The 25,687-nt window shown below is 68.2% G+C and carries 25 protein-coding genes; 15 read left to right on the plus strand and 10 right to left on the minus strand.

All coding sequences use genetic code 11. The annotated features are described in order from the left end of the window. Nucleotides 1-158 precede the first annotated feature (158 nt). Complete coding sequence (locus C7402_RS34515) at nt 159-1,943, plus strand: sensor histidine kinase (RefSeq protein ID WP_116613767.1); 1,785 nt, start codon at nt 159-161, stop codon at nt 1,941-1,943. Nucleotides 1,944-1,971: 28 nt separating this feature from the next. Here C7402_RS34515 and C7402_RS34520 read toward each other — a convergent pair whose 3' ends face one another. Together C7402_RS34520 and C7402_RS34525 are read right to left on the minus strand one after the other, a co-directional pair. After that, a complete protein-coding gene (locus C7402_RS34520) occupies nt 1,972-2,301 on the minus strand; it encodes a hypothetical protein (RefSeq protein ID WP_112174759.1) in 330 nt (109 codons plus the stop codon). A gap of 149 nt (nt 2,302-2,450) precedes the next feature. Continuing rightward, entirely contained in the window at nt 2,451-3,032 is a 582-nt protein-coding gene (locus C7402_RS34525; RefSeq protein ID WP_116613768.1) for a DJ-1/PfpI family protein, read from the minus strand. 58 nt (nt 3,033-3,090) lie between these two features. Here C7402_RS34525 and C7402_RS34530 point away from each other — a divergent pair, with 58 nt between their 5' ends. The 7 genes from C7402_RS34530 to C7402_RS34560 all read left to right on the plus strand — a co-directional run bounded on the left by C7402_RS34530 (nt 3,091) and on the right by C7402_RS34560 (nt 10,513). Further along, the gene (locus C7402_RS34530) at nt 3,091-3,627 is read left to right on the plus strand and encodes a GNAT family N-acetyltransferase (RefSeq protein WP_116613769.1); all 537 of its coding nucleotides are present in this window, start codon (nt 3,091-3,093) and stop codon (nt 3,625-3,627) included. Between the two features lie 2 nt (nt 3,628-3,629). Further along, nucleotides 3,630-4,094, plus strand: a complete 465-nt coding sequence (locus tag C7402_RS34535) for a BCAL1086 family glycoprotein (RefSeq protein WP_112174756.1) — start codon at nt 3,630-3,632, stop codon at nt 4,092-4,094. A gap of 119 nt (nt 4,095-4,213) precedes the next feature. Next, nucleotides 4,214-4,669 (plus strand): Rrf2 family transcriptional regulator, encoded by a 456-nt coding sequence (locus tag C7402_RS34540; protein ID WP_112174755.1) that lies wholly within the window; start codon nt 4,214-4,216, stop codon nt 4,667-4,669. Nucleotides 4,670-4,775: 106 nt separating this feature from the next. Then, complete coding sequence (locus C7402_RS34545; protein WP_112174754.1) at nt 4,776-5,420, plus strand: NAD(P)-dependent oxidoreductase; 645 nt, start codon at nt 4,776-4,778, stop codon at nt 5,418-5,420. 204 nt (nt 5,421-5,624) lie between these two features. After that, on the plus strand, nt 5,625-8,087 hold the full coding sequence (locus tag C7402_RS34550) for a mechanosensitive ion channel domain-containing protein (RefSeq protein ID WP_116613827.1): 2,463 nt from the start codon (nt 5,625-5,627) through the stop codon (nt 8,085-8,087). A 123-nt stretch (nt 8,088-8,210) separates the two neighbouring features. Continuing rightward, nucleotides 8,211-9,245: an acrylyl-CoA reductase family protein gene (locus C7402_RS34555; protein WP_165842059.1), complete on the plus strand. Its 1,035-nt coding sequence runs from the start codon at nt 8,211-8,213 to the stop codon at nt 9,243-9,245. 26 nt (nt 9,246-9,271) lie between these two features. Next, nucleotides 9,272-10,513 (plus strand): acyl-CoA dehydrogenase family protein, encoded by a 1,242-nt coding sequence (locus C7402_RS34560; protein WP_116613771.1) that lies wholly within the window; start codon nt 9,272-9,274, stop codon nt 10,511-10,513. 80 nt (nt 10,514-10,593) lie between these two features. Here C7402_RS34560 and C7402_RS34565 read toward each other — a convergent pair whose 3' ends face one another. Then, nucleotides 10,594-11,817, minus strand: coding sequence for a CaiB/BaiF CoA transferase family protein (locus C7402_RS34565; RefSeq protein WP_116613772.1), 1,224 nt, complete (start codon nt 11,815-11,817; stop codon nt 10,594-10,596). A gap of 177 nt (nt 11,818-11,994) precedes the next feature. Here C7402_RS34565 and C7402_RS34570 point away from each other — a divergent pair, with 177 nt between their 5' ends. From C7402_RS34570 to C7402_RS34585, 4 genes are read left to right on the plus strand one after another with little or no spacing between them, the layout of a single operon-like run. Then, on the plus strand, nt 11,995-12,969 hold the full coding sequence (locus C7402_RS34570) for an IclR family transcriptional regulator (RefSeq protein WP_116613773.1): 975 nt from the start codon (nt 11,995-11,997) through the stop codon (nt 12,967-12,969). 42 nt (nt 12,970-13,011) lie between these two features. Then, on the plus strand, nt 13,012-14,202 hold the full coding sequence (locus C7402_RS34575; RefSeq protein WP_116613774.1) for an acyl-CoA dehydrogenase family protein: 1,191 nt from the start codon (nt 13,012-13,014) through the stop codon (nt 14,200-14,202). Nucleotides 14,203-14,233: 31 nt separating this feature from the next. Beyond that, nucleotides 14,234-15,334, plus strand: a complete 1,101-nt coding sequence (locus tag C7402_RS34580; RefSeq protein WP_244315006.1) for an NAD(P)H-dependent flavin oxidoreductase — start codon at nt 14,234-14,236, stop codon at nt 15,332-15,334. A gap of 54 nt (nt 15,335-15,388) precedes the next feature. Then, nucleotides 15,389-16,753, plus strand: coding sequence for an MFS transporter (locus C7402_RS34585; RefSeq protein WP_165842060.1), 1,365 nt, complete (start codon nt 15,389-15,391; stop codon nt 16,751-16,753). Between the two features lie 27 nt (nt 16,754-16,780). Here the strand turns inward: C7402_RS34585 and C7402_RS34590 are convergent, their stop codons facing one another. Continuing rightward, the gene (locus tag C7402_RS34590; protein ID WP_116613775.1) at nt 16,781-17,395 is read right to left on the minus strand and encodes a cysteine dioxygenase family protein; all 615 of its coding nucleotides are present in this window, start codon (nt 17,393-17,395) and stop codon (nt 16,781-16,783) included. 125 nt (nt 17,396-17,520) lie between these two features. Here C7402_RS34590 and C7402_RS34595 point away from each other — a divergent pair, with 125 nt between their 5' ends. Both C7402_RS34595 and C7402_RS34600 read left to right on the plus strand, forming a co-directional pair. After that, the gene (locus C7402_RS34595) at nt 17,521-17,982 is read left to right on the plus strand and encodes an Lrp/AsnC family transcriptional regulator (protein WP_116613776.1); all 462 of its coding nucleotides are present in this window, start codon (nt 17,521-17,523) and stop codon (nt 17,980-17,982) included. A 139-nt stretch (nt 17,983-18,121) separates the two neighbouring features. Beyond that, nucleotides 18,122-18,334 carry a hypothetical protein gene (locus C7402_RS34600; protein WP_116613777.1) on the plus strand — a complete coding sequence of 71 codons (213 nt, stop codon included), beginning with the start codon at nt 18,122-18,124 and terminating at the stop codon, nt 18,332-18,334. A 24-nt stretch (nt 18,335-18,358) separates the two neighbouring features. On the opposite strand, the gene C7402_RS34605 is transcribed toward C7402_RS34600, so the two are convergent. After that, nucleotides 18,359-20,869, minus strand: a complete 2,511-nt coding sequence (locus C7402_RS34605) for an FUSC family protein (RefSeq protein ID WP_116613778.1) — start codon at nt 20,867-20,869, stop codon at nt 18,359-18,361. A gap of 110 nt (nt 20,870-20,979) precedes the next feature. After that, nucleotides 20,980-21,633: a VC0807 family protein gene (locus C7402_RS34610; protein ID WP_112174743.1), complete on the minus strand. Its 654-nt coding sequence runs from the start codon at nt 21,631-21,633 to the stop codon at nt 20,980-20,982. 202 nt (nt 21,634-21,835) lie between these two features. Between C7402_RS34610 and arfB the strand changes: the two genes are divergently transcribed. After that, nucleotides 21,836-22,240 carry an alternative ribosome rescue aminoacyl-tRNA hydrolase ArfB gene (gene arfB / locus C7402_RS34615; RefSeq protein ID WP_112174742.1) on the plus strand — a complete coding sequence of 135 codons (405 nt, stop codon included), beginning with the start codon at nt 21,836-21,838 and terminating at the stop codon, nt 22,238-22,240. A 6-nt stretch (nt 22,241-22,246) separates the two neighbouring features. Here arfB and C7402_RS34620 read toward each other — a convergent pair whose 3' ends face one another. The 4 genes from C7402_RS34620 to C7402_RS34635 form a co-directional block, all read right to left on the minus strand. Then, on the minus strand, nt 22,247-23,563 hold the full coding sequence (locus C7402_RS34620) for a sensor domain-containing phosphodiesterase (RefSeq protein ID WP_116613779.1): 1,317 nt from the start codon (nt 23,561-23,563) through the stop codon (nt 22,247-22,249). 239 nt (nt 23,564-23,802) lie between these two features. Beyond that, nucleotides 23,803-24,063, minus strand: a complete 261-nt coding sequence (locus C7402_RS34625) for a DNA-binding protein (protein WP_112174740.1) — start codon at nt 24,061-24,063, stop codon at nt 23,803-23,805. Nucleotides 24,064-24,344: 281 nt separating this feature from the next. Further along, a complete protein-coding gene (locus C7402_RS34630) occupies nt 24,345-24,581 on the minus strand; it encodes a hypothetical protein (RefSeq protein WP_112174739.1) in 237 nt (78 codons plus the stop codon). A 159-nt stretch (nt 24,582-24,740) separates the two neighbouring features. Continuing rightward, nucleotides 24,741-25,436, minus strand: coding sequence for a YdcF family protein (locus C7402_RS34635; RefSeq protein WP_116613780.1), 696 nt, complete (start codon nt 25,434-25,436; stop codon nt 24,741-24,743). Nucleotides 25,437-25,687 lie beyond the last annotated feature (251 nt).

Below are 25,687 nucleotides of genomic sequence, written 5' to 3' on the forward strand. Positions count from 1 at the left end.
GTGCGTGGCGTGGCGCGGACCCTCGCGTTGTGCGAATTCCACACCATGCCGCCGCCTGCCCGATCGAGCCGCAGCAGGGCACACATAGGGCGCAAACGCCGACATAATGGCCGCATCGCCACCTCACGCGCGTCCGGTCGCCCCGAACCCGCCAAGCAATGCGTCTCACGACAAAAGGGCTTCTGCTGATCGCGATTCCCGCCGTATTCGAACTGATCCTGCTGTCGGCCATCGTGAAGACCGAGGCCGACGCCGAGGCCGCCGAGCGCTGGGGCCAGCACAGCCAGTCCGTGCTGGCCCAGGCGTCGCGCGTACTCGAACCGGTGCTGGTGGAGTCGGTGCAACTGCGCGGCGCGGTGGCGGCCGACGACACGCGTTATGTGACGCCCGTTTCGTTGTGGATGGACGTGGATCGCCGCATCGACCGGCTCGTGGATCTCGTCTCCGATAATCCGTCCCAGGTCGAGCGCGCAGTGCAGATCCGCCAGGCGGTGCAGAACTATCGCCAGTGGTCGGATCGCATGCAGGACCTGCTGCGCTCGGGACGTCGCGCCGACCTGGCCGAGCGCTTTCGCGCGCTCACAGGCGCCGACGTGCTCGACCGCGTGCGCGCGCAGATCGTTTCGTTCCAGACCGAGGAGCGCCGCCTCGACGTGATGCGCGTGAGCGCCGCCGAGGCGGCGCGCGCCCAGCAGCAAACGCTCGTGATGGCGGCCGTGATCGGGTCGATCGTGCTGGTGGCGCTGGCCGTTTGGCTGTTCACGCGCGGCGTGCGCGGGCGGCTCGACGCGCTCACCGACAACGCGAACCGGCTCGCCGCGAACGAGCCGCTCGCGCCGCTCACGGCGGGCAACGACGAAATCGCCGAACTCGACCTCACGCTGCATCAGATCAGCCAGCGGCTGATCGAGGCCGAACGCCTGCGTCTCGGTTTTCAGGCCGACCTCGCGCGGCGTGCCGACCAGCTCGCGCGCATCAACGAAAATCTGCGCCAGCAGACTCAGGAAAACGAGATGTTCATCCACGGCGTGTCGCACGATCTGCGCGCGCCGCTCGTGAACCTCCAGGGTTTTTCGCGCGAACTCGATCACGCGTGCAACGACTTGCGCGAGCGCGTGGCGAAGTCCTCGCTGGCGCCCGAGGTGCGCGAGCGCATCGAGCGAACCATCAACGAGGACATTGGCGAGGCGCTGCGTTATCTCCAGACGGCCGTGCTGCGCGCGTCCCACATCATCGACGCACTGTTGCGCCTCGCGCGCGTGGGGCGCGTGGAGTACCGGCGCCAGCGCGTGGGCGTGCGCGAACTCGTGCAGCGTGTGGTCGATGCGATGCACGCTTCGATTCGCGCGCGCGGCGCGCAGGTGAGCGTGCAGGTGCTGCCCGATGTGTGGGGCGATCCGACGGCGCTCGAACAGGTGTTTGCGAACCTGATCGGCAACGCGCTCAACTATCTCGATCCGGAGCGTGAAGGGCGCGTGGAGATCGGCACGGCGAGTGCGCCGCCGGGCGTCGAGTCGCTACAGATTTTCTATGTGCGCGACAACGGACTCGGTATTCCCGAAGTGGGGCTGCCGCGCCTCTTTCAGGCGTTCGCGCGCATGCACGGCAATGTCGCGCCGGGCGAGGGCATCGGGCTCGCGCTCGTGCGGCGCGTGGTCGAGCGGCACGGCGGGCGCGTCTGGGTGGAGTCGGTGGAAAGTGAGGGGACGACGTTCTATCTGTCGTTGCCCGACGCGCTGGCGGTCGCGCCGCCGGCGCCCGGCGACGCCGAGCAGATCATCAGTGCGCTCGAACGCGCGGAGCGGGAGGCGAGCAGCACCGCCGCAGACGGCGCCGGCGGTGCGAATGCGAAAGCCGGCGAGCGAACCGAGACGCGTTCGCAGGCGGGCACGCAGCCAGGCACGGAAGCGGGAACGGTTTTGCGCCCGCCCGCGGGCGCCTAGTCATATTGCATGTGATATAGCCGTGCGCTCAGCAGGCGCCGAAGATACGGCGCGCCTTGAGCAGGCGGCTTGCGCGAAACGACCAGATGCCGCCCACGGCTGCGAGCGCGAGCGCCACGGCCAGCGCGACGCGAGGACTCGCGCCGAGCCCGAACGGCACGCTGACGGACCCGGCGAAGCAGCGCTCGAGCACGAGCAGGGCCGCCCACAAGGCCAGCGTGGCCTGCACGAGCAGACGCGTGCCATGCGCGTGGCGCGCGCGGTCGGTCAAGCTGCCCTTGCGCCCGTTACGCGAACAAAAAAAAGCGATCGCCGCCAGGGCGATCGCGAGTATCACTAACCAGTCTGTTAGATTCATCGACTCGCACTCCGAATAACTGGCGCTCATTCTGGCCAGTGGCGGCGTGCGGTGAAATCAGACCAGTCCGAATCGCAAGTCGGCTCGCACCATGTCGTGTGCAGGACCGGTGCGCACGGCGAGCGATGAGCGAGTCGACGATCGGGTGCTTACGGCTCGATGCGCGTGCCGAGCAGCGCGAGGAACTGGCGCAGCCATTCGGGGTGCGCAGGCCATGCCGGCGCGGTCACGAAGGGCGCGTCCGTCACGGCGCTGTCGATGGCGATGTCGGCGTATTCGCCGCCCGCGAGTCGCACTTCGGGCGCGCAGGCCGGATAGGCCGAGATGCGCTTGCCGCGGATCACCTCGGCGGCGGCGAGCAGTTGTGCGGCATGACAAATTGCCGCGATGGGCTTGTTCGCCTGGGCGAAATGGCGCACCAGCTCGATGACCTTCGGATTCAGGCGCAGGTATTCCGGCGCGCGGCCGCCCGCGATGGCCAGCGCGTCGTAGCCGGCGGCGTCGATTTCGTCGAAGGTTGCGTTGAGCGTGAACTGATGGCCCGGCTTTTCCGTGTAGGTCTGGTCGCCCTCGAAGTCGTGGATGGCAGTCTTCACGCGCTCACCGGCCTTTTTGCCGGGGCACACGGCGTCGACATGATGGCCGACGGCCTGCAACGCCTGGAAAGGCACCATCGTTTCGTAGTCTTCGGCAAAGTCGCCGGTGAGAAACAGGATCTTCTTGACGGCCATCGTTGATCTCCAGAGGGGACGGTGGAACAGATCGTGCGCTCACGGAGTCTACCTCAACATGTTTGACGATTTTGCAACGCATTCCGGCAGCGGTCGCGCGCCGGTTTCCATCGACTGGCGCCGCTATGCGGCGGGGCGCGACGCGCCTGCGCTGGCCGCCTTGTTTCGCGCGTCCGTCACCACGCTGGCGGCTTCGCACTATGACGCGGCGCAGCGTGCGGCCTGGGCCGCGGCCGCCGACGATCTCGCCGGTTTCGAGGCGCGACTGGCGCGCGGCGTGACACTGGTCGCACACTGCGACGGCGCTGCCGTGGCGTTCGGCCAGCTCTTTCCGCGCGATCACGTGGAGATGCTGTATGTGGCGCCGGCCTGGTCGCGCCGCGGGCTCGCCACGGCGCTGGTGGCGCGGCTCGAAGCGCTCGCGCGCGAGTCGCGGGCGAGCGTGTTGAGCGTGGATGCGAGCGCGTTGTCGCGGCCCGTTTTCGAGCGCGCGGGGTTTTCGCTGATTTCGTCAGAATGGGTCTGGCGCGACGGCGTATCATTGCCGCGTTTTCACCTATGCAAGCCGCTCCACGCGGTGAACTTCTCAGGATGACCATGTTTTTGAAGGTATCGACGACAAGGCTGGGTTTCGCGCCGCTTCTCGTGTGCGTGGCGCTCACGGCCGGCTGCAACAAGCAGGACGCTTCCGCACCCGACCTCGGCAAGCAGTCCGCCGACGCCGTGAAGCAGGCCACGCAGGCCGTCGCGAACCAGGCTGCGAGCCAGGCCGCGCAAACGCTCGACAAGGCGGCGAGCTTCGTGAACCAGCAACTCGGTGCGGCGCAGCAGAAGCTCGATTCGGCCGCCTCGCAGGGCCAGGCGGCGAGCGCGTCCACGGCCGAACTGGCTTCCGCGGCCCAGGGGCAACTGCACGGCGCCGCGAGCACGGCGCAGGCCTTGCTCGGGCAGGCCGCCGCGGCCACCGGTACGGGCCTCACGAGCGCCGGGCATTCGTTGCAGCGTTGGGCGAGCAACGCGGCGGCGGCCGCATCGGCGCCGGCTTCGGATGCTTCAAAGTAAGGCCGTGCCGGGGCGCGGCGCGTGTCCAGGCCCGATGGGTTGACGCTACGGATTAATGTAATTATCATGGTTACACTTTTTGGCGCGCTGGTGCGCCGCTCGAACGTGGCAGGTTCGTCGTGAATACGAGCAGCCGTTTCGCATTCGCGGTTCACGTGCTCGCGCTGCTGGCGCAGCGTGAGGGCGTGCCGCTGTCGTCGGAGATCATCGCGGGCAGCGTGAACACGAATCCCGCGCTCATCCGCCGTTTGCTGTCGATGCTTGCCAATGCGGGCCTGACCACATCGCAACTCGGCGCGGGCGGCGGGGCGCTGCTGGCGCGCGAACCGCAGGCGATCACGCTGCTCGATGCCTATCGGGCGGTGGACGACGCGCAGTTGTTCGCCATGCACCGCGAGGAGCCGAACCCGGCCTGCATGGTCGGGCGGCATATCCAGCAGACGCTGCGCGGGGTGATCGACGACGCGCAGCGCGCGATGGAGGCGTCGCTCGCCACGCGCACGCTCGCCGACGTGGTCGACGACATGACGCGCAGCGAGCGCAAGCTGGAGCGCGCGCGGGCGCGGCGTGCATGAGCGGCGCGCGCAATCGGAAGATTCAACAGCGGGGCATCGCCCCGTTTTTTTGCCCCTTAAATGTAACTTAGTTGGTTACATAAACACGAAAGACAGGAGTCAGTCCATGAGCAAGACGCTGAAAATCGCCCTCTTTGGCGCAACGGGTATGGTCGGTTCGCGCATTGCGGCCGAAGCCGCACGGCGCGGTCACCAGGTGAGCGCGCTGGTGCGCCAGCCCGAGCGTGTGGCGGCTGCGCCCAACGTTCACGCGGCGAAGGCCGATTTGCTCGACGCCGCGAGCATTGGCGCTGCGGTGCAGGGCCACGACGTGGTCGCGAGCGCCTACGCGCCGCCGAAGGACAAGCTCGCCGACCTGCTGATCGCGAGCCGCGCGCTCGTGGAAGGCGTGCGCGCGGCGGGCCTCAAGCGCCTCGTGGTGGTGGGCGGCGCGGGTTCGCTCGAAGTGGCGCCTGGCAAGCAACTCGTCGACACGGAAGGCTTCCCCGACGCCTACAAGCCGATCGCCCTCGCGCACCGCGACGCGTTCGGCTACTACCGCACTGTGGCCGACATCGACTGGACCTTCTTCGCGCCGGCCGCGATCATCGCCCCCGGCGAGCGCACGGGCGCGTTCCGCACCGGCGCGGCCACGCTGATCGCCGACGCGAAGGGTGAAAGCCGCATTTCGGCCGAGGACTACGCGATCGCCTTCGTGGACGAACTGGAGCAGGGCCGCTTCATTCGCCAGATCGCCACCGTGGCTTACTGAGGCGCTAGTGAAGCGTTGGTCGGGCGGATTCATGGGCGGCCCGTCGAGGGACACGTTCACGCGCCAACACGACCGCTGACAAACTGTTACGCACGCGCGAGGCGTGCCCGGGCGGAGTGCGGCTAAACTGGAACGTCCTGTTTTAGCCCCTCCGCCATGAATCCCAGCATCGGACGCGATGGCGCGGGCGCCGGGCCGCCGTGCATGCGCGGCGAGCCGGCGGATCGTGCACGTGTTTCCCGCGCCGCGCCGGCGCGCCTTCTGCCCCTTTTCGTGCGCGCGCTCATGCTCCTCGCATGGCTCGCGGCGGGGCTGGGCGCGCCGATGACGGCCGCCGCGCAGGGCGCCACGGCGCCCGTGCTGCCGGTGCTCAAGAGCATCATTACCGGTGCGCCGGCGACGGCCTCGGGCGCGTCGGCGGCCGAAGCGGCATCGGCGCCGTCGCCGGCAAGCCAGGCCGAGTTCACGCGCGCGCTCGACAGCGTGATCGCGACGCTCGACAACGAGCGCCAGCGCACCGCGCTTCTCAACCAGCTCAAGAAACTGCGCAGCGCCTCGCAGAACGTCGCGCCCGCGCCCGCATCGGGCGTGGCGGGGACGTCGGGGCTGCTCGGCGCGATCGCCTCGGGCCTTGCCTCGATCGAGGCGGACGCGCGCCGCGGCCGCAGCCCTCTTCACTACTGGGCGGGGCGCTTCAGCGCGGCCGGCAACGAGCTTTACATGATTGCCTCGGGCGGCGAAGGGGAAAGCGTCGGCCGCATCGTATTCGACCTGATCGCCATGCTGGCGGGCTGGGGCGCATGCGCGGCGGCGCTGCGCTGGCTCGAGCGGCGCCTGCTCAGGCGCTTCGATGTCGAAACGGGGCTGCGGCCCAATCCGCGCACCACCGACCTGCTCATCTTCGTCGTGCATCGCGCGGCGCCCTGGATCGTGGCGTTCGTCGGCGCGCTCGTGGTCGAGCGCTCGATGCCCGAGGCGCTCGGGCGCACGCTGGCGCTCGTGATCGCCTATGCGATCGTCGCGGGCGCGGTGTTCTCGTCGATCTGTCTCATCATGTTTTCGCTGTTCGGCTCGGGGCACCGCCGGGTGGCCGTGCGCGTGCTGATCGTGCGCTCGCGCCGGCTGCTGTTCGCCATCGGCGTGCTGGCCGCGCTCGGCGATGCGGCGACCAACTTCGAGGTCGCGCACCAACTGGGCGTGAACCTGGCCGCGCTGGTGAGCACGGCGGCGAACATGGCGGCCGCCGTGCTCACGGTCGTGTTCGCCATCGGGTTCCGGCGGCCGGTCGCGCACCTTATCCGCAACCGCAGCTATACGCTGCGCCAAGGCCACAAGGCGCTCACCGAAGTCTTCGACGTGCTCGCCTCGCTCTGGCAACTGCCCATGCTGCTGCTCGCCGTCGCTTCGATCGTCGCGACGTTTGGCGGCATCGGCAGCCGCGACGACGTGTTGCAGATTTCCGTGGTCTCCGCGCTCCTGCTCGTGCTCGCGTTCTTCCTTTCGGCGGTCGTGCTGCGCATCACGCGTCCGGACCCCGCGCGCGTGCGGCGGCGCTCGCCGTATCTGCGGCGGCTGCTGCGCTTCGCGGGCACGCTGCTCGTGGTGTTCATCTGGTTCGCGTATTTCGAGTCGTGCGCGCGCCTGTGGGACATTTCGCTCGCGGCCATCATCGAAGCGAACGTGGCCGCGCGCGGCATCGCCCACGCCATCTTCGCGATCGTCACCACCGTGTTTCTCGCGTGGCTCGTGTGGATCGTGCTCGACACGGCGATACTCGAAGCGCTCAATCCGAGCGGCCCGCGCACCAAGGGCCGCGCGCCCAGCACACGGGCGCGCACCATGCTGCCGCTCGTGCGCAATGCGGTGCTCGTGACGATTCTCACCATCACGGGCATCGTCACCGCCGCGAATCTCGGCATCAACGTGACGCCGCTGCTCGCGGGCGCGGGCGTGATCGGCCTGGCTATCGGCTTTGGCGCGCAGTCGCTCGTGGCCGACCTCATCACGGGCCTCTTCATCATCATCGAGGAGACCATTTCGGTGGGCGACTGGATCGACATCGACAACGGCCATGCGGGCACCGTGGAGCACCTGTCGATCCGCACCGTGCGGCTGCGCGACGGGCAGGGCGCGATTCACGCGATCCCGTTTTCGCAGATCAAGATCGTGAAGAACCTGTCGCGCGATTTCGCGTTCGCCGTGTTCGAGGTGCGCGTGCCGTTTTCGGTCGATCTCGACACGGTCACGCGCATGATTCGCGAGACGGGCGCAGAGCTGGTGGCCGACTTCCGTTACCGCCGCGAGATACTTGGGCCCGTGGAGGTGTGGGGGCTCGACCGGTTCGACCCGAACTGGATGGTCGTGAAAGGGCAGATCAAGACGCGGCCGTTGCAGCAATGGAGCGTGGCGCGCGCGTTCAACGCACGCCTGAAGCGCCACATGGACGAAGCCGGTATCGACATGCCGGTGCCGCAGATGCAGGTGCACATGTCGTCGCACAGCGGCGACGTCGCGGCGCGGCACGATGCAACCCATGGGCCGCAAGCGGCGCATGGCCAGGCGCGCGCGAGCGGAGACGCCTCTCACGAGCCTCGGCCCGCGCCGCCGCCGACCGCCGGACCCGAAGGCGCGCCGCCACAGATTCCCACCGCAGGCGGACGCGGCTGAGCGCGCGCGGCCGGGCCTTCGCCCTCCCGTTTTGCAGAGCGAAACAATCACGGCATTCTGTTCGAGGCCGTAAAGGCCTGTGCGAACATGGCCGGCAAATATTCAATTGCCGGAGGCGAGGCCGTGACATCCCCCTTGCGCGCGATTCGCGTAGACAAGCTCGAAGCTGACGACGCCAATGACAACGCCAACGAGCGCGCGCAGTCGCCCGTACGCGGCGTTCTCGTCGATCTCCCCCACGATGCGGACGCTGCGCCTGGTCCCGGCGAAGTCGTGATCCGCACCGTTCATAGCGCCGTCAACTACAAGGACGCGCTCGCCGTAACCGGGCGCGCGCCGATCATGCGGCGCTTGCCGTGCATCGCGGGCATCGAGGCGTATGGCACCGTGGAGCGTTCCGCAGATGTGCGCTTCCGTCCCGGCGACGCCGTCGCCGTGCACGGTTTCGGCATCGGCGTCGAGCACGACGGCGGCTTCGCGAGCCGCGTGCGCGCGAACGCCGACTGGGTCATGCCGCTGCCCGACGGGCTCGATTTCTTCTGCGCCGCCACGCTGGGCGTGGCCGGCTTCACGGCCGCGCTCGCGCTCCATCGCATGGAGCACAACGGGCTCACGCCGGGCGCGGGGCCCGTTGTCGTGACGGGCGCGACGGGCGGCGTGGCGAGCCTCGGCATCGCCATGCTCGCTGCGGCGGGTTACGAGGTCGTCGCCATCACGGGAAAAGCCGACGCCGCTGCGTGGCTGCAAGCCATCGGCGCTGCGACGGTGTTGCCGCGCAGCGCGATCGAGCCGCCAGGCAAGCCGCTGCGCTCCGCGCGTTGGGCCGGTGCGCTTGACTCGGTGGGCGGCGAGACGCTCGCGTGGCTCGCCTCGACCATGCGCGAGGGCGCGCCGATTGCCGCGTTCGGCAATGCGGGCGGCAATACCTTCGACGGCAGCGTGCTGCCCTTTATTCTGCGCGGCGTGCAACTGCTCGGCATCAACGCCAACCCGCCGATGCCGCTGCGCCGCGAGGTGTGGGCGCGCATGGCAGGCGTCTGGCGTCCGCGCGGGCTCGAACGCTTTGCCACCACGATTCGTCTGGAAGACGTGCCCGAACACTGCGAGCGTCAAGTGCGCGGACAAACGCGCGGCCGCGCGGTGATCCGTTTCGACTGAAATGCCGAACCCAAGGAGACAACCCGATGACTCGCCTCTTCAGCGAGCGCTTCCTGCACGCCCTGGAAGCGGACGAACTCGCCTTGCTTGAGACCACGCGCAGCCTATGCCGCGAGACGATCGGCCCGCATGCCGAAGCCGTGGCGCGCGAGGACGTGTTTGCCGCCGACACGTTTGCGCTGCTCGTCGAGCATCGGATCATCGCGACGGCGTTTCCGCGCCGCTTCGGCGGCAGCGAGGCGCGTCAGCGTTTGCGCATCCGTCTGATCGAGGAGCTGGGCCGCGTATGCAGCGCGGCGGCTTCGCTCGCGACGGGCGCGGACTTGTCGTGCCGCGCGATCGTTGCGGGCGCATCCGACGCCGTGCAGGATCAGCTTTTGCCCGCGCTTTGCGAAGGCCGCATTCAAGCGGCGTTCGCGTTGACGGAGCCGGGCGCCGGGTCCGACGTGCGCGCGCTCGCGACGCGCGCCGAGCGCACGCGCGCGGGCTATCGCGTGAGCGGGCGCAAGAAGTTCATCACGCGCGCGAATGTCGCCGACTGGTACGTGGTCGTCGCGCGCTGCGTGGACGAAGGGGCGAGCGCAAGCGAGGACGATCCCTTCGTCGCGCTGCTCATTTCACGCGACGCGCCTGGCCTCACGGCGGGGCCGGCCGTGGACAAGCTCGGCTGGTTCGGTGTGCCGATCGCGGAACTGGCGTTCGATCGCGTGGCGGTGGACGCGCGCTGGCGTCTGGGCGCCGAAGGCGAGGGCTTCGCGCTCGCGCAGGATGCGCTGGTGCGCGCGCGCCTTGGCCACGCCTCGATGGCCCTTGGCCGCGCGATGGGCGCCGTGGAGATCGCCGCGGCCTATTGCTGCGAGCGCGACGTGTTCGGCAAGGCGCTCGGCGCGCATCAGGGCGTGCAGTGGATGCTCGCCGACGCCATCACGCAGATCGAAGCTTCGCGCGCGCTCGTGGACGCCGCAGCGGCGAGCTACGATCGCGGCGACGCCGATGCGGCCGTGCAGGCTTCGATGGCCAAGATGCACGCCACCGACCTCGGCATGAAGGTGTGCACCGACGCCTTGCAACTTGCGGGCGGGCGCGGGTATCTGAAGGCATTTCCGCTGGAGCGCTTCTTCCGCGATGCGAAGCTCAACCAGATCGGCGAGGGGTCGAGCGAAGTGCATCGCACGGTGATCGGGCGCGACGCCGTGAGACGGGCAGGCGAGGCGTCGATCGAGCGGCATCCATGCCTCGCGCCCGGCAAACTCACCACGGACTACTAAGCGAATGAACCTCTGACGAAAGCTGCGCGCCGCTTTATTCGCGGCGCGCGGTTCACCTTCGGTTCGCCCTCAATTCACGCTCAAATCACCTTATCGCGCCGCAGTCGTTCGAGCGCCTGCTCGCCCAGCCCCAGCGCGCCGTACACCGCCTCGTTATGCTCGCCGAGCGCGGGCCCGCTGCGCGGCACGGCGGCGGGCCGTCCCTTCACGCGCGGCACCACGCAGGGCGCGGGCACCGAGCCCAGGTCGGGATCGGGCAGGCGGATGATCGTTTCGCGCGCGATGAAATGCGGATCGGCGGCGATGTCGTCGATCGTGTAGATCTTCGTGTGCGGCACGCCGGCTTCGGTGAGGCGCGCGGTGAGCCGCGCGAACGGCAGCGCGGCGAAGGCGCTTTCGAGCAGCGCGTCGAGCGCCTGCGCGTTGGCCACGCGGTTCACGTTGTCGGCGAAACGCGGGTCGTCGGGCACGTCGTTGTGTTCGAGCGCCGCGCACAGCCGCCGGAAGATCGGTTGCGACGAGGCGACGAGCGAGAACATCACGCCGTCGGCGCTGCGATACATGTTCGACGGTGCGGTGTAGGTCGCGCGGTTGCCGTGATGGCCGCGCACGAGCCCGAGCTGTTCGCGCTCCACCGCGAGCGGCTCCAGCATGCGAAAGAGCGCTTCGGTTGCCGAAAGATCGATCTCCACGCCGCGCGCATCCGGGTCCGAGCGCATGCGCACCATCTCGGCCGCGATCGAGAACGCGGCGAACAGGCCCGCCACCGTGTCGCCCATCGGAAAGTTCATGTGCAGCGGCGCGCCGTTCGGCTCGCCGGTGAGCTGCGTGAGGCCGCTCATCGCCTCGAAGATGCGCGCGAAGCCGCCGCGCTGGCGGTACGGGCCGGTCTGCCCGAAACCCGTGAGCCGCAGCACGACGAGGCGCGGATTCACCGCGTGCAGCGTGTCGAAATCGAGCCCCCATTCCTCCAGCTTGCCCGCGCGAAAGTTCTCGACGAGCACGTCGGCCTGCGCCGCGAGCCGCAGCAGCAGCGCGCGGCCCTCGGCCTTGCGCACGTCGAGCGTGATGCCGCGCTTGCCGCGGTTCGTCACCTTCCAGTAGAGCGAAAGATCGTCCTTCACGGGTTGCAGCTTGCGCAGCGCGTCGCTGCCGTCGGGCAACTCGATCTTCGTCACCTCGGCGCCGAGATCGGCGCATAGCGTCGCGCCGAACGGGCCCGCCACCACGGTGGACAGGTCGAGAATGCGCACGCCCGCGAGCGGGCCGGCCGGCGGGGTGTCGGTGAGGGGGGGCGTGACCATCGTGTCTCCTCGTGCCAGAAGAAGTTTGTCTGCCAGCAACAGTAGGCGAGAGCGGCGTCCAGGCTCAACTGGCGTACCGCAGAGCGAAACACTATGCTGATTTTCTTGACCACCCAAAGGCGTTTATCGACCATGAGTTCGTCCATTCCCAAAAGGCCTCGACGCCCAGCCACGCAGATGCAAACGCCCACTTCATCCGTCACCGGGAAAAGCGCCGCGCGTACTGGCGCGGCGCGGCGCGGGGCAACCGAAGCCGCCGACGCCACGCAAGGCGTGGAGCGGGCGCGCGCCGGGCGCATCGGCGAGCCGCTTTTGCCCGCGCCGCCCGACGCCGATTCGACCGACCGCCAGTTCGCCATCAACCTCGCGCGCGGCTTGCAGGTCCTGCGCGCGTTCACGCCAGCCGAGCCGATGCTCGGCAACCGCGAACTGGCCGACCGCACCGGGCTGCCCAAGGCCACCATCTCGCGGCTCACCTACACGCTGACGCTGCTCGGCTACCTGAACCGCAGCGAGAAGTACCAGCGCTACCGGCTTGGCGCGGGCGTGCTCACGCTTGGCTACCCGATGCTCGCCGCCATGCAGATCCGCCAGATCGCGCGGCCCTACATGGAGAAGCTCGCACGCGAAACGCGCTGCTCCGTGAATCTCGGCATGCGCGACCGGCTCAACGTGGTGTATGTCGATACCTGCCGGCCGGGACGCGACAACAGCGCGCAGCCCGACATCGGCAGCACGCGGCCGCTGCTCGCCACCTCGATCGGGCGGGCGCTGCTGATCGGGGAGAGCGCGAAGGAGCGCCAGGCCGTGCTGAACCGGCTGCGCCTGAACGACCCCGAGCGCTACGCCGCCGACATGCCGCTCTGGGAAGCCGACTGCGCCGCCTTCGCCGGGCGCGGCTTCACGCTGAGCCGCGGCGACTGGATCCGCGACATTCACGCCATCGCGGTGCCGGTGCGCCAGCCGCCCGACGAGGAGCGCATCGCGCTGAACTGCACGATCGTGAGCCGCCGTCTCGCCGACGACTGGATCGAGCGCACGGTCGCGCCGCTCCTGCTCGAAGCGGCGCTGCGCATCGAGCGCGCGTGCGGCATGACCGAGGTGAGCGACATGAGCGACATGCACGACGCGAGCCCGGCGGCGGGGCCCTGATAACCCACAGAAACAACCGAAGCAACAGAAACTGGAGAAACCATGATTCGCGACGCCGCACGCCTTAACCGCCTGCTCACCCAGCTCTACCGTTTCGTGCAGGACGAGTGCATTCCGCTCGAAGCGGAAATCGATCGCACCGACGTGCTGCCCGAGCCGCTCGTCGCGCGCATGCGCGAGCTTGGCCTGTTCGGCCACAGCATTCCCGAGGCGTACGGCGGCGCGGGCCTCACGACCGAGGAACTGGCGTGCGTGAACATGGTGGTCTCGCAGGCCGCGCCGACCTTCCGCGCGCGCTTTGGCGGCAACACGGGCATTGGCTCGGAGGCGCTGATCGCGGACGGCACCGAAGAACAAAAGCGCCGCTACCTGCCGCGCCTCGCGAGCGGCGAGATCACGGGCTGCTTCGCGCTGACCGAGCCCGCAGCGGGTTCCGACGCCACGGCGCTCACCACCACCGCGCGCCGCGAAGGCGACCACTACGTGCTGGACGGCAGCAAGCGCTACATCACAAATGCGCCGATCGCCGACCTGTTCACCGTGTTCGCGCGCACCGACCCGAACGATCCGGGCGCGAGCGGCGTATCGGCCTTCCTGATCGAACGCGGCACGCCGGGCCTCTCCACGTCGAGCGCGTATCGCATGATGGGGCAGCGTGGTTCGCCGGTGGGCGAGGTGCATCTGCAAGGCTGCCGGGTGAGCGCGACCGCGCTGCTTGGCGGCGAGCCGGGACGCGGCTTCAGGAGCGCGATGAAGGCGCTCAACAAGCAGCGCATCAATCTCGCGGGGCTGTGCGTGGGCCCGGCGATCCGTCTGCTCGACGAGATGCTGGCGCGCGCGAAATCGCGCGAGCAGTTCGGCAAGGCCATCGCCGAGTTCCAGCTCATGCAGCAATTGATCGCGCAGAGCAATACCGACATTCATGCGGCGCGCGCGCTCGTGCTGGAGACGGCGCGTGCCCGCGACCGCGGCGAGGACGTGACGATGTCCGCCTCGATGTGCAAGCTCTTTGCTTCGGAAATGTGCGGACGGGTGGCCGATCGCGCGGTGCAGGTCTATGGCGGTGGCGGTTATATCGCCGACAACCCCGTGGAGCGCCTCTATCGCGATGTGCGCTTGTTCCGCCTCTACGAGGGCACCACGCAGATCCACGAACTGAATATCGCGAAGCTCACGTTGCGCGCGCCGCTGCACGACGCGCGCCATCACCAGTTGCACCAGAGCGCCGAGTAAGCGCGCAACGAGCGAGACCCCAGGAGACCTCATGATGCAGCTCGGCCCCACTGCCATTTGCCGCGAGCTCGGCGTGCGCTACCCGATCTTCGGCTTTTCGCATGCGCCCGACGTGATCGTGGCGCTTGCCGAGGCGGGCGGCTTCGGCGTGCTCGGTCTCGCGCGCGAGATGCCCGAGGACATCGCGCCGATCATCGCCGCGATCGAAAAGCGGCTCGCGGGCAAGCCGTACGGCATCGACCTCATGCTGCCCGCCGGTGTGCCGCGGCATGCCGACATCGGCGGCGTGCGCGAGGCGCTGCCGGCGGGGCACGTCGAATTCGTCGAAGGATTGCGCGAGCGCTTCGGTCTTGCCGCGCCCACGCGCCCGAGTTTCTTTACGACCCAGGTGCGCAGCGAGGCCCTGTTCGACGCGCAGAGCGAAGCCGTGCTCGCCTCGAACGCGCGCGCCGTGGCAACGGCGATCGGCATTCGTCCCGAGCTGATCGCGCGCGCGAAAGCCGCGGGCAAGTACACGATCTCGCTCGTCGGCTCGCCGCGCCACGCGCACAAGGCGCTCGCGCTCGGCGTCGATGCGCTCGTGGCCCAGGGCGCGGACGCGGGCGGTCATACCGGGCCGATCGGCACCTTCTCGCTCGTGCCGCAGATCGTCGCGGCGGCGGCCGGGCGGCCCGTGCTGGCGGCGGGCGGCATCGGCACCGGCGCGCAGGTGGCGGCGTCGCTCGCCATGGGCGCGCAGGGCGCGTGGCTCGGCACGCTGTGGCTGGGCGCGCTCGAGAACCATACGCCGCCCGCGCTGCTGAAAAAACTCGTCGAGGCGAACAGCGACGACACGCTCGTCACGCGCGCGCACAGCGGCAAGCCGTGCCGCGTGGTGCGCAGCGCGTGGATCGACGCATGGCAGGCGAGCGGCGCGCCCGCGCCGCTGCCCATGCCGCAGCAGCAGGCGCTCACGGGCGCCGACTTCAGCGCGATGCACGAGTACGACCGCGCGGATCTGATTTACGAGGCGGCGGGGCAGAGCGTCTTCGCGATCGATGCGCCCACAACCGTCGCGGTGCAGATGGCGACACTCGTGGCGCAGGCGAACGCTGCGCTGGCCGCGCTCGAAACGACGCTGTCCGCGCGGTAGACAGGCAAGCCCGCAGACGCAAACCGACGAACACAAAACGACATGGAGACGACAATGGATGCAAAGGCAGCAAGCGGATCGATACGCGCGTGGCTGATCGTAGCCATGCTGTTTCTGTTCATGGTGATCAACTTCGCCGACAAGGCCGTGTTCGGCCTCGCGGCCGTGCCGATGATGCGCGACCTGAACCTGAGCCCGCGCGAGTTCGGGCTGGTGGGCAGCAGCTTCTTTCTGCTGTTCTCGCTCTCGGGCATCGGCTTTGGCTTCGTCGCCAACCGCGTGCAGAGCAAGTGGCTGCTCGTGCTGCTCGCGGTGATCTGGAGCGCGGTCCAGTTTCCGCTCGTCGCGGCGAGCGTGACCTTGCCGGTGCTCATCGCCTCGCGCGTGCTGCTCGGCCTGGGCGAAGGGCCCGCGTTCCCGCTCGCGCAGCACGCCTGCTACAAGTGGTTCGACAACGCGCGGCGCAACGTGCCGAACACCATCGTGCAGCAGGGCGCGAGCGCGGGCCTCATGCTCGCCGGGCCGATCCTCTCGTACCTCATCGTGCGGTACGACTGGCACATGGCGTTTCTCGCGCTGGGCATCGTCGGCCTCGTGTGGACGGCGCTGTGGCTCGTGATCGGGCGCGACGGGCCGGTGGGCGCCGCAAGCCATGCGGCGGGCGTGCCTCATGACGGCGCGGGCGAAATCATCGCCTATCGCCACCTGCTGCTCAACCGCACGTTCATGGGTGTGCTGTTCATCTATTTCGTGGAGTACGCGGTCATTTCGCTCGCGTTCACGTGGTTCCCCGTGTATCTGCGCCTGGGCCTGGGCTTTGCGCCCATCGTGACGGGCTGGCTCTTCTCGACCATCGTCGGTTCGTTCATTCCGGTCACGCTGTTGCTCGCGTGGGTCTCGCAGCGGCTCATTCGCAAGGGCGTGAGTTCGCGTCTTGCGCGCGGCGTGCTGGTGAGCGGGTTCGCCATGCTCGGCGGCGTACTCTTTCTCGCGACGTCGAGCGGCCTCAGCCCCGCGCTCAAGGTCGCTTGCCTCGCGATTGGCGGCGCGCTGAGCCAACTCGTGTTTTCGTTCGGACCACTGATGATCAGCGACATCGTCTCGGTGAGGCAGCGCGGCGCGCTGCTCGGCATCAACAGCTCGATCGGCACGCTGGCCGGGCTGATCGCCCCCGCGCTGATGGGCGGCATCGTGCAGGCCAATCAGGGCAACCCGGCGCTCGGCTACGAGCACGGTTTCATCGTGGTGGGGGCGTTGCTGCTCGTGAGCGGGGCGCTCGGCCTCGTGCTGCTGAACCCGGAGCAATCGCGCCAGCGCATTCTCGACGCAGCCCGGCGAGACGCGGCGCAGGCTTCGGTGGACGAAGGCGCCCAGCAGCGGGCTATCGCGTCTTCGATGGATCTCGGGCGGCAGCGCTGACCCGTGGCGCGCGTGCCGCGATGTCTTTCAGCGCGCCGCCGCTTCGGCGCTTTCCTGCGCGAGCGGCAGCACGTCGTTGACGTGCGTGGAGATGCGCTCGCCCGGCACGCCGTAGATGTGCAGCGACACGGCCTCCTTGTCGCTGCCGTTGGCGAGCCGGTGGATATTCGCGCGCCCGGGTCCGCCGAAGGCCACCGCGCCGCCTGCGCGCGCATGCGAGCGTACGACGCTCGCGCCCTGGCGCGCTTGGTCCCAGGCGTAGAGCGTTTCGGTCAGCGTGCCGTCGAGCACGGCGTAACCACACCAGGTGTGATGCGCGTGGATCGGGCTGGCGTTGCCCGGTTGCCAGACGAGCGCGGCGACCGTGTAGCGGCCGCGGCCGTCGGTGGCGATCAGATGGCGCCGGTAGGTGTCGGTGGCGCCTTCGCGTTGGGCGGGCGTGACGAGTGCCGGGTCGGCGAGCGCGTGCGCGAGCGCTTCACGCACACCGCGCGCGAAGCGGGCGCAGCGCGACGGGTCGTGCGGCGTTGAGCAGGCCTCGAAGGCAGCGTCGAGCGCGGCGCACAGGCGCGCAACGGCCGCGGCATGTTGCTCCGCCGTATGGACGGCGGCGAGCAGGGCGAGTTCGGCGGGGGCGTTCATGGCGTTTTCTTCTCCCGGTTTGCATAGAAGAATTTATAGCTGTTCGCACCGAGAAAGTGTTTTCATATTCTTTTCCCATTTCCGCTTCGTGTAGAATAAATTTCTACACATCGGGGAATGCGAAAATGGATCTCATCGACAGAAAGCTGGTGGAGCTGCTGCAACAGGACGCAACCATGCCGGTGGCCGAATTGGCGCAGCGCGTCAATCTCTCGCAAACGCCGTGCTGGAAGCGCGTGCAGCGCCTGAAGGAGACCGGCGTGATCCGCGCGCAGGTCGCGCTGTGCGACGCGCGCAAGCTGGGCGTGGGGATGACGGTGTTCGTCGCGGTGCGCACGAACCAGCACACCGAGGCGTGGGCGCAGACCTTCACGCGCGCGGTGCAGGACATTCCCGAGATCGTGGAGGCGTATCGCATGAGCGGCGAGACCGACTACCTGCTGCGGGTCGTCGTCTCCGATATCGACGACTACGACCGCGTCTACAAGCAACTGATTCGCACCGTGCCGCTCTTCGACGTGAGCTCGAGCTTCGCCATGGAGCAGCTCAAGTATTCGACGGCGCTGCCGGTGCGCGGTGGTGCGTAGTGGCGCGTAGTGACGTATAGGCACGTCAGCGCCTATGCCGCATGGCCACGCGGCCGACCGGGGCGCAAGCCGTCTGCAAGGCGTCGCCGCGTAGAATGCCCGTTCCTCTTACCTCTTTCTTCGAGGCTGGGCACGACCGATGAATGAACCGCGCAAGAAGAACCCCACGTTTGGCGTCGCCGTGCTGATTGTCGTGGTGGTGCTGTTCGTGATCGGCACGGTCCTGTTCAACGCGTTGAAGAGCAAGCGGGAGTACGAGGAGACGGTTGGCGCGAGCGCAGGCAATGCTGCGGCGAGCGCCACCGCGACCGCAAGCACGGCCGCTTCGCAGGCCGGCAACGCCACGCAGTGACGCGGCGCAATGAAGCGGCGCGCCTTATTCGTCCGGTAGCCGGATGATGCTCGCGTCCTTGCGGATGAGCCACGACGCCGCAATCATCTGCTTGCATTGATGCGCGAGCAGCTTGAGCTCCTGGGCGAGCTCCGCCGCTGCGCCGAGCGTGCGCTCGGCTTCCACCACCATCGTATCGAGCTCGCGCGTGAGCTGCTTCGTGATGTCGATCTGATCGGCGGGCGAGGGCGTGCCCGCTTCGGCGGCGACGAGGTTTTCGCGCACGCACGAGAGGGCGCGTTCGAGCGCATCGAGTTTGATCGCGGGCTGGTCGGGGCGCGCGGTGCTGCGCAATAGCGGCGCCGTGGCCGTGATCTGCGAGGCGAGCACGTGGCTGCGCACGAGCAGGTCGTTGAGCTCGGGCACGAACTTCTGCGCGGCCTTCGGTTCGAGCATCATGCGCTGGAACGCCTGGCCCAGGTTCGCGAATGCCACGTGCACGTTCTTGCGCGCGAGCCGGTAGCGGAAATCGCGCGCGAGCGAAGGCGCGGCGGCGCTTGCGCTCTGCGTGGCCTGGGCCGCGCTTTTCGTACTTGTGGCACCTGCGGCACCCATCGGCGGCGAGTCGTCGAGTGCCATGGCCCCTGCGCCGTCAGCGAGCGCGACCTCCGCGAGCGCGACGGCCGGCTCGTCCACCACGCTCGCCGCATTCGCCGAGGCGCTCGCCATGCTGCTCTGCACCGCACCTGTCATCTCGCCCGGGAGGAGGTTCGCCGCGCTGCCTGCGCCCGCCATCGCGCCCGCTCCGGCGCCCGCGAACACGGGCTGCGGCGCGCTGGTGCGGCCGCTCCACCACCAACTCGCCTCCAGATAGCTGCGTGTCGCGGCGATCATGTCGTGCACGAGCTTGCCCATCAGCCGGTATTCCCAGTAGGGGAACAGATGGCTCGCGGCGATGGCGATCATGCAGCCCACCACCGTGTCGATCGCGCGCTCGCCGATGATGCGCATGCTGCCGGGCGCGAGCAGATGGAACATCAGCAGCACATAGGCCGAGGTGAACACCACGCTCGCCGTGTAGTTGAAGAGCAGCAGGCTATAACTCATCACCATCGCCGCGAACATCGAGACGAGCAGGACGAGCGGCTGCTTCACGAGCAGGATCAACGCAATGCTCGCGATGCAGCCGATCAGCGTGCCGACAATACGCTGCGCGTTGCGCTGGCGCGTGAGCGAATAGCCGGGCTTCAGAATGATGATGCTCGTCATCACGATCCAGTAGGCGTTCGTGAGCGGCAACAGGCGCCCGAGCCAGAAGCCCACCGCCACGGCGATCGTCACGCGCAGGGCGTGGCGAAAGCTCGGCGAGGCCATCGTGAGGTTCGAGAAGATTTGCAGGTAGGGCACGCGGCGGTTCGTCACGAAGCGCGCGAGCGCCTCGTCGATGCGCAGCTCGGTCTCGGTGGTCGGCACTTCGCTCGCGAGGCTGCGGCGCATGCGGTCGATCAGTCGGGTGGCGCTCCAGATACGCCGGAACGATGCCGAGATCGCCGCGTAAGCTTCCGGGTCGGTGGCGGCCAGGTCGCGCTTTTTCAGTTGTTCGAGTTCGTACTCGATGGCGCGCAGTTCGGCCTTCACGTTCACGCTCGCGCGCGGCGCTTCGTTCTGCAACACCGCGAGGCCGATGTCTTCGAGATCGGCGGCGGCCTTGCGGATCAGGTCGCGATAGAACACGAGCAGGTCCGAGCCGCCGAAGGTGTTGCGCACGAGCGGATAGTCGGTGTGCGCGCCCACGAACAGTTCGTGCAGGTCGACGGTGTTGATGAACAGGTTGAAGTGCATGGCGCGGCGCGCATCGATCTTGCCCGCCCTGAGCTTGGGCAGGTTGCGCAGCACGATGTCGCGCGCGGCGTCCTGGCGCTCGACCGCCGCGATCTGTTTCGCGACCAGGTTGCGGTAGCACTCGTCGAGATCGTTGTCGAGGTCGAAGAACTGCGCGCGCGCGAGCAGATAGTCGGCGCACGCGAACACGCTTTCGGCGAGCGCCTGCTGCTCGATGCGGTTGATCATGAACTGGCTGACGAGCGTGGACCACGCCGTGTACCAGAGACCGCCCAGCAGGATCCACAGCGCATTGACGAGCGCGAGGTGCGGTGTGAAATGCTCTTCGAGCGTCATCACCATCATGAAGAGGGTGGCGAAGCTGATCTGCGGCCAGCGGTTGCCGTAGACCACGATCAGCGAAAGCACGAAGGTGAGCGGGACGACGGTGGCCCACAATGCGATCGGACTGAAGGTGGCGAGGCCGGTGGCGTAAGCGGAGAGAAAACCGATCGCGCTGCACGCGAGCATCTCGTTGCGCTTGTACTTGAGCGGCCCCGGCATGTCGACCACGCAGGCGCCGAGCGCGCCGGTCGAGATGGTGAAACCGAGCTCGCTCTGGTGGAACACGAACAGGCAGAGGACGGCGGGAAGCGAGATGCCGATCGCGATGCGCAGGCCGCCGTAAAAGTACTGGCTATAGAGGAATTTCCTGATTTCTACGGAGTAGCGCATCGACTGCCGGGAAGTTCGAGAGCGGACGGTACGCCGCGGACTGTGGCGCTGAGTCTAACTGATTTCGGGCACGATCTGACCGTCGTTGCATGCGGGCTTTCCCGCGCGCGTCAATCGACGCTGAGCGTGCTGGCGTCGCCGAGCAGGCCATGCGTGCCGCGTATGCGGCGCATGCGCGTGCGATACCAGAAGGTCCACGCCATCAGGCCGCCGAACACGCCGTAGCCGATGATGGGCGAGACGACGAGAAAGCGCTCGATCGGCCAGGTGGCGGCAAGCCAGGTGCGCAGCGCCGAGTCGGCGCACAAGCCCACGCCCCACACGAGCGTGAGCAGCCGCATGGCGGCGGCGAAACTGGGGTTGTCGGCCCAGAGCAGTTCGAGCCGCGCGACGCCCTCGCGCGTTTCGCGCGCGACCGTGGCGCGCGTGAGATAGAACACGAGCGGCCGCTTGCCCAGCAGCGAGCACAGGAAAGTCACGCCGATCGCGCCCGCGGCGAGGCTCTCGCGCATCAGCAGCACGCGTGTGCTGCCGCCGAACGCCATGGCGAGCAGCGAGAGCGCGATGCCGAGCAGAATGACGGCCGAAAGCGCGTCGACACGCCGAAAGCGCACCAGCTCGACGATGCTCCAGGCAAGCGGCGGAACGGCGGAGGCGATGAGGCCGCCAAGCTCGCCCCAATGCGGTTGGGCGAGACGGTAAGCGACCCAGGGAAGCAGCAGGTTGACCGCCAGTTCGGCGACGAATGCAGGACGCAGCTTCATCGGTTGCGTGCTCCTGAAGGGTTCAACCGGGAGGATGTCCGGATTATGGTTCATGCGCCGTGCGGCGGCAAACCCACAGCGCGGCGGGTTGTCTCGTTTGATGCATTTCGCGTACCTGCCATCTTCACTGCGCCCGGCTCGCCGCGCGCGCGGCGCTGTGCGACACTGCCGCGTGGCTTGTCCGCCTGGCTTCCTTTCGCTTATGACCCACCGCGCCGCTATCCCGTTGCAGGAAATCGAACTCGTTGCCGTGCGCGCCCAGGGCGCGGGCGGCCAGAACGTCAACAAGGTGTCGAGCGCGATTCATCTGCGCTTCGACATCCGCGCCTCGTCGCTGCCCGAGGTGCTGAAGATGCGCCTGCTTGCGCTCGCCGACCGGCGTATCTCGCGCGAGGGCATCGTTGTCATCAAGTCGCAGGAATACCGCACCCAGGACCAGAACCGCGTGGCCGCGCTCGCGCGGCTCGAAGAACTGGTCGACAGCGTGAGCGTCACGCGCAAGGCGCGCGTGGCGACCCGCCCGACGCGCGCCTCGAAGCAGCGACGCCTCGACGCGAAAGCCCGGCACAGCGACGTGAAGGCCGGGCGGCGGCGCATCGCCGAGTGAACCGCGTCAGGCGCGCCGGCCGTTTTGCTGACGCGACGGCCGCTCGCGCGGCCCGTGCTCGGGCGGAAAGTCCGCGCACAGCACATGTGTCGCTCCGCCGAAGTCGAGGGCGATGGCGGCCGTGTAGCAGAGCTCGCCGTCGTTGAGCGAGTAGTGTGGTCCCATCACCGCCACGCGTCCGGGCGCGGCGAGCGCGCGCCGGAAATATTCGCGGCGCGACCAGTTGCTGTCGGTGTCGGGGTAGAAGGGCGCGAGGCGCGCGGGCGGCCCGACGCCTGGCGCCGCGATCGAGGGCGCGTGCTGCTCGCCATGCTCGTCGGCGGCGAATACGCGCTGCGCGTGACTGCCGCCGTCGCCGAAAATCGCCGCGGCGGCCGCTTCGAGCGTGCCGCCGCCGGTGAGCACGCGTGCGCCGACCAACATGGTGTGCGAGAGCGCGCCGAAGTTGATCTGCTCGATGATCTCCGTGCTGCGCTGGTACTGCGCGAAGCGTTGCCACATCGACTGCGCGAGCGCGGGCGCGGCGGCGCCCGCCTCGCGCACCGAGGCCTGCGGCTCGCCGAACCAGAACCCCTGCACGAGATCGACGTCGGCCTGCATCAGCACCATCAATTGCGCTTCGGTCTCGACGCCTTCGGCCAGCACCATCGTGCCCGCGTGATGCAGGATCGAGATGAGTTCCGCGATGAAGGCCACATGGTTCTCGCCGCTCGCCGCGCGCGTGACGAGCGAGCGGTCGAGCTTGACGATGTCCGGGCGGTAGCGCCAGACGCGATCGAAATTGGAGAAGCCGGCGCCGAAGTCGTCGAGCGCAACGAGAAAGTCGCGCCCGCCCGCGGACGGGCGTTCGTCGACGAAGGAGCTGTGCTCGTCGCCGCCGCGCTGCTCGAGCACCTCGATCACCACGCGCTCGTGCGGGAAGTCGAAATGCCGGCACAGGCCGTCGATGGCCGCCTGCGCGGGGTCTGCGGCGCGCGCGCTGCGCGGCAGCGTGTTCAGGAAGATCCAGCCGGTGTCGATGCCTTGCTCGACGAAGTTCGCGAGGTGCAGGCAGCGGGCGAGTTCATCGAGTTGTTGCGCCTCGGCGCCGTCGGCGCTGGCGAACAGATCGGGCGGGGCGACGGCGTGGCCTGTGGCGTCGGTCACGCGCAGGAGCGCCTCATAGCCCACTACGCGCTGATGCGTGATCGAAAGCACGGGCTGGAACGCGCTGCCGAGCGCACAACCACGCCACTGCGCGCCCCAGCCGCCGGCGCGCGGCTGCAACTGGGCGAGCAGGCTGGTGGCCGGAGTCGCCTTTGCGTTCGACGTATCGTTCGACATGGCTTGGGTCGCGCGGGGGCGCGGTGCGTTGGCCTGCTGGGACCGGTGGGCCCCGTGGACTGCGCCGGGCGTGTGCCGTGTGTCGCAGACGCCCGCCCGGCGGCGGTAGGTCTTGCCGTCAAGTGTACGGACTATCGGAAAATTGTGCGCGCACGCGGCGTGCCTGATGCGCCGCGTGCGTCGACCGGTCTGTCGCGCCGTGTTGTGCGCGGTCTGCCTGGTGTTTTGCCCTGTGTCGCTCAGTGCGCCGTGCCGGGTACGTCGAGGATCAGGATGATGGTCCAGTCGGCATCGCCTTCATGATGGTACTGACGTTCCGCGACGATGAACGGCTGTTGCTTGCCGGCCGGGCCGAGGAACAGCACGTCGCCTTCCATCGGCAGGCACTCGATGGGGGGCAGTGCGAGATAGGCGTCCTGATTGCCGCCGCGCGGCATCAGTTTTTCGATCTTGCGGGAAGCCGCTTCGGTCCATTCGATGTCGAGCTGGATGTTGCTCATTGTGTATCTCCGCGCGTGGCGCGCACAGGGGTTGGGCCTGGCCCGGCCGGGGCTGTCCCGGCGGGTCGGATTCGAGGTGCGCGACTTTAGCATACCGCGCCCGCACGGCCGTGGGAGGCCGCTGCGAACATCGGGACGGCAGCCGGAGCGCAAACGAAGGCGGCAACCAGCAGGGCCAACGGGAAATCGCCAACAAAAAAGCCGACGACGGGACGACCGGCATCGGCTTCGTATTTTCGGGAAGTGCAGCCCGCGTGCGGCGGGCGGCGCGACCCGCGCGCTTACTGGGACTGCGCGGGCTTCTTGTGGTGCGACGAATGGCCCGACTTGTGGTGCATGGCGGGTGCCGCCGGTTGCGGGGTCGCGTCCTGGCGCTGTTGCAGGGCTTGCGCGCGTTGCAGGACGTCGTCAGCCCTTGCCGGATCGGTGCTCATCGTGATGCCGTTGTCCGACTGCGCATACGCGGCGCCCGTCAGCGCGGAAAGCGAAATCAGGACTGCGAGGGACACTTTTTTCATCGCTACCTCCGAAGGAGTGGTTTATGGACCCAGCCGGTACCTGTCCAAGCAGGATGGACATGTCATTCTAACGAGCAAATACTCGCCCCAGATGACATCGCGTAAGGCGTCCGCGCAGGAGTTACATCTGGTTACATCTGGTGTGGCATATCGGTCACCCTAGAACCAGCCAATCATCCGATAGACATAAAACTGCGCAATCCCAATCAATTCGTGGAGCGCGGTTTCGGCGGATTCGAGATTGGCCGCGCGTGGCAACAGGCCGCGCTCGACCCGGCGCACGCTCGCGACCGCGGGCAGCGGCTTCATGTCGAAGCGCCGGAAATCGAGCATCGCGCGTCGCATATGGTACGAGGAGGTCACGAGCAGGAGCGTGTCGGCGTCCTCGGCGCTCACGATGGGGGTGACGTTGCGGGCGTTTTGCCAGGTCGTGAGGCTCTGGTTCTCGAGGACGAGATCGGCGCGCGGCACGCCGGCGCGCAGCAGGTAGGGCGCATAGTTGTCGGCTTCCGCGCTCGCGTGGTGTTGCGGATTGCCGCCGCTCACGATCACCCGGCACACGCCCTTCGCTCGGGCGCATTGCGCGTGCAGCGAGGCAGCGAGCGCGATGCGCGCATAAACGTCGCGCCTGGGCACCAGTTGCCCGTTGCGATCGTCGGTGCCCCCGCCCAGCAGGATGATGGCGGTACGCGGCCCAAAGCTCGCCGGGCCAATCGTCGCCTGATCGTAGGGAGTGCGATACATCTCGGGTTGTGCGAAATCGAGCAGCAGCCCGGACAGCCAGCCCGAGGCGAGGAGCCAGAAGACGAGCACCGCGCAGGCGGCGACACGCCAGCGAGCGCTGCGCCACAGCATGGCTAGCGCAATAAATAGCGCAAACAAAACGATTAGAATCAATTTGGATGAGGTAACGTATTGTTTTCGGGAAGATGTGCGTCCAACCGCCCTTTGCGCCGCGAGCGTGGCGTGGCGCTGGCCGTGCGGAAGGCGGCGAATCCGCTTTCACGGGGGCCCGGATAACCGCAGTCCCTGCCGCCGCGCAGTGTACGGACAGGGCGCATGCGCCCGTGAGGAGACGCGAGGGCACGATGTCGCAGCCCGTGGCA

It is taken from the genome of Paraburkholderia unamae, from assembly GCF_003096875.1.
In the GTDB taxonomy this organism is placed as follows: domain Bacteria; phylum Pseudomonadota; class Gammaproteobacteria; order Burkholderiales; family Burkholderiaceae; genus Paraburkholderia; species Paraburkholderia unamae.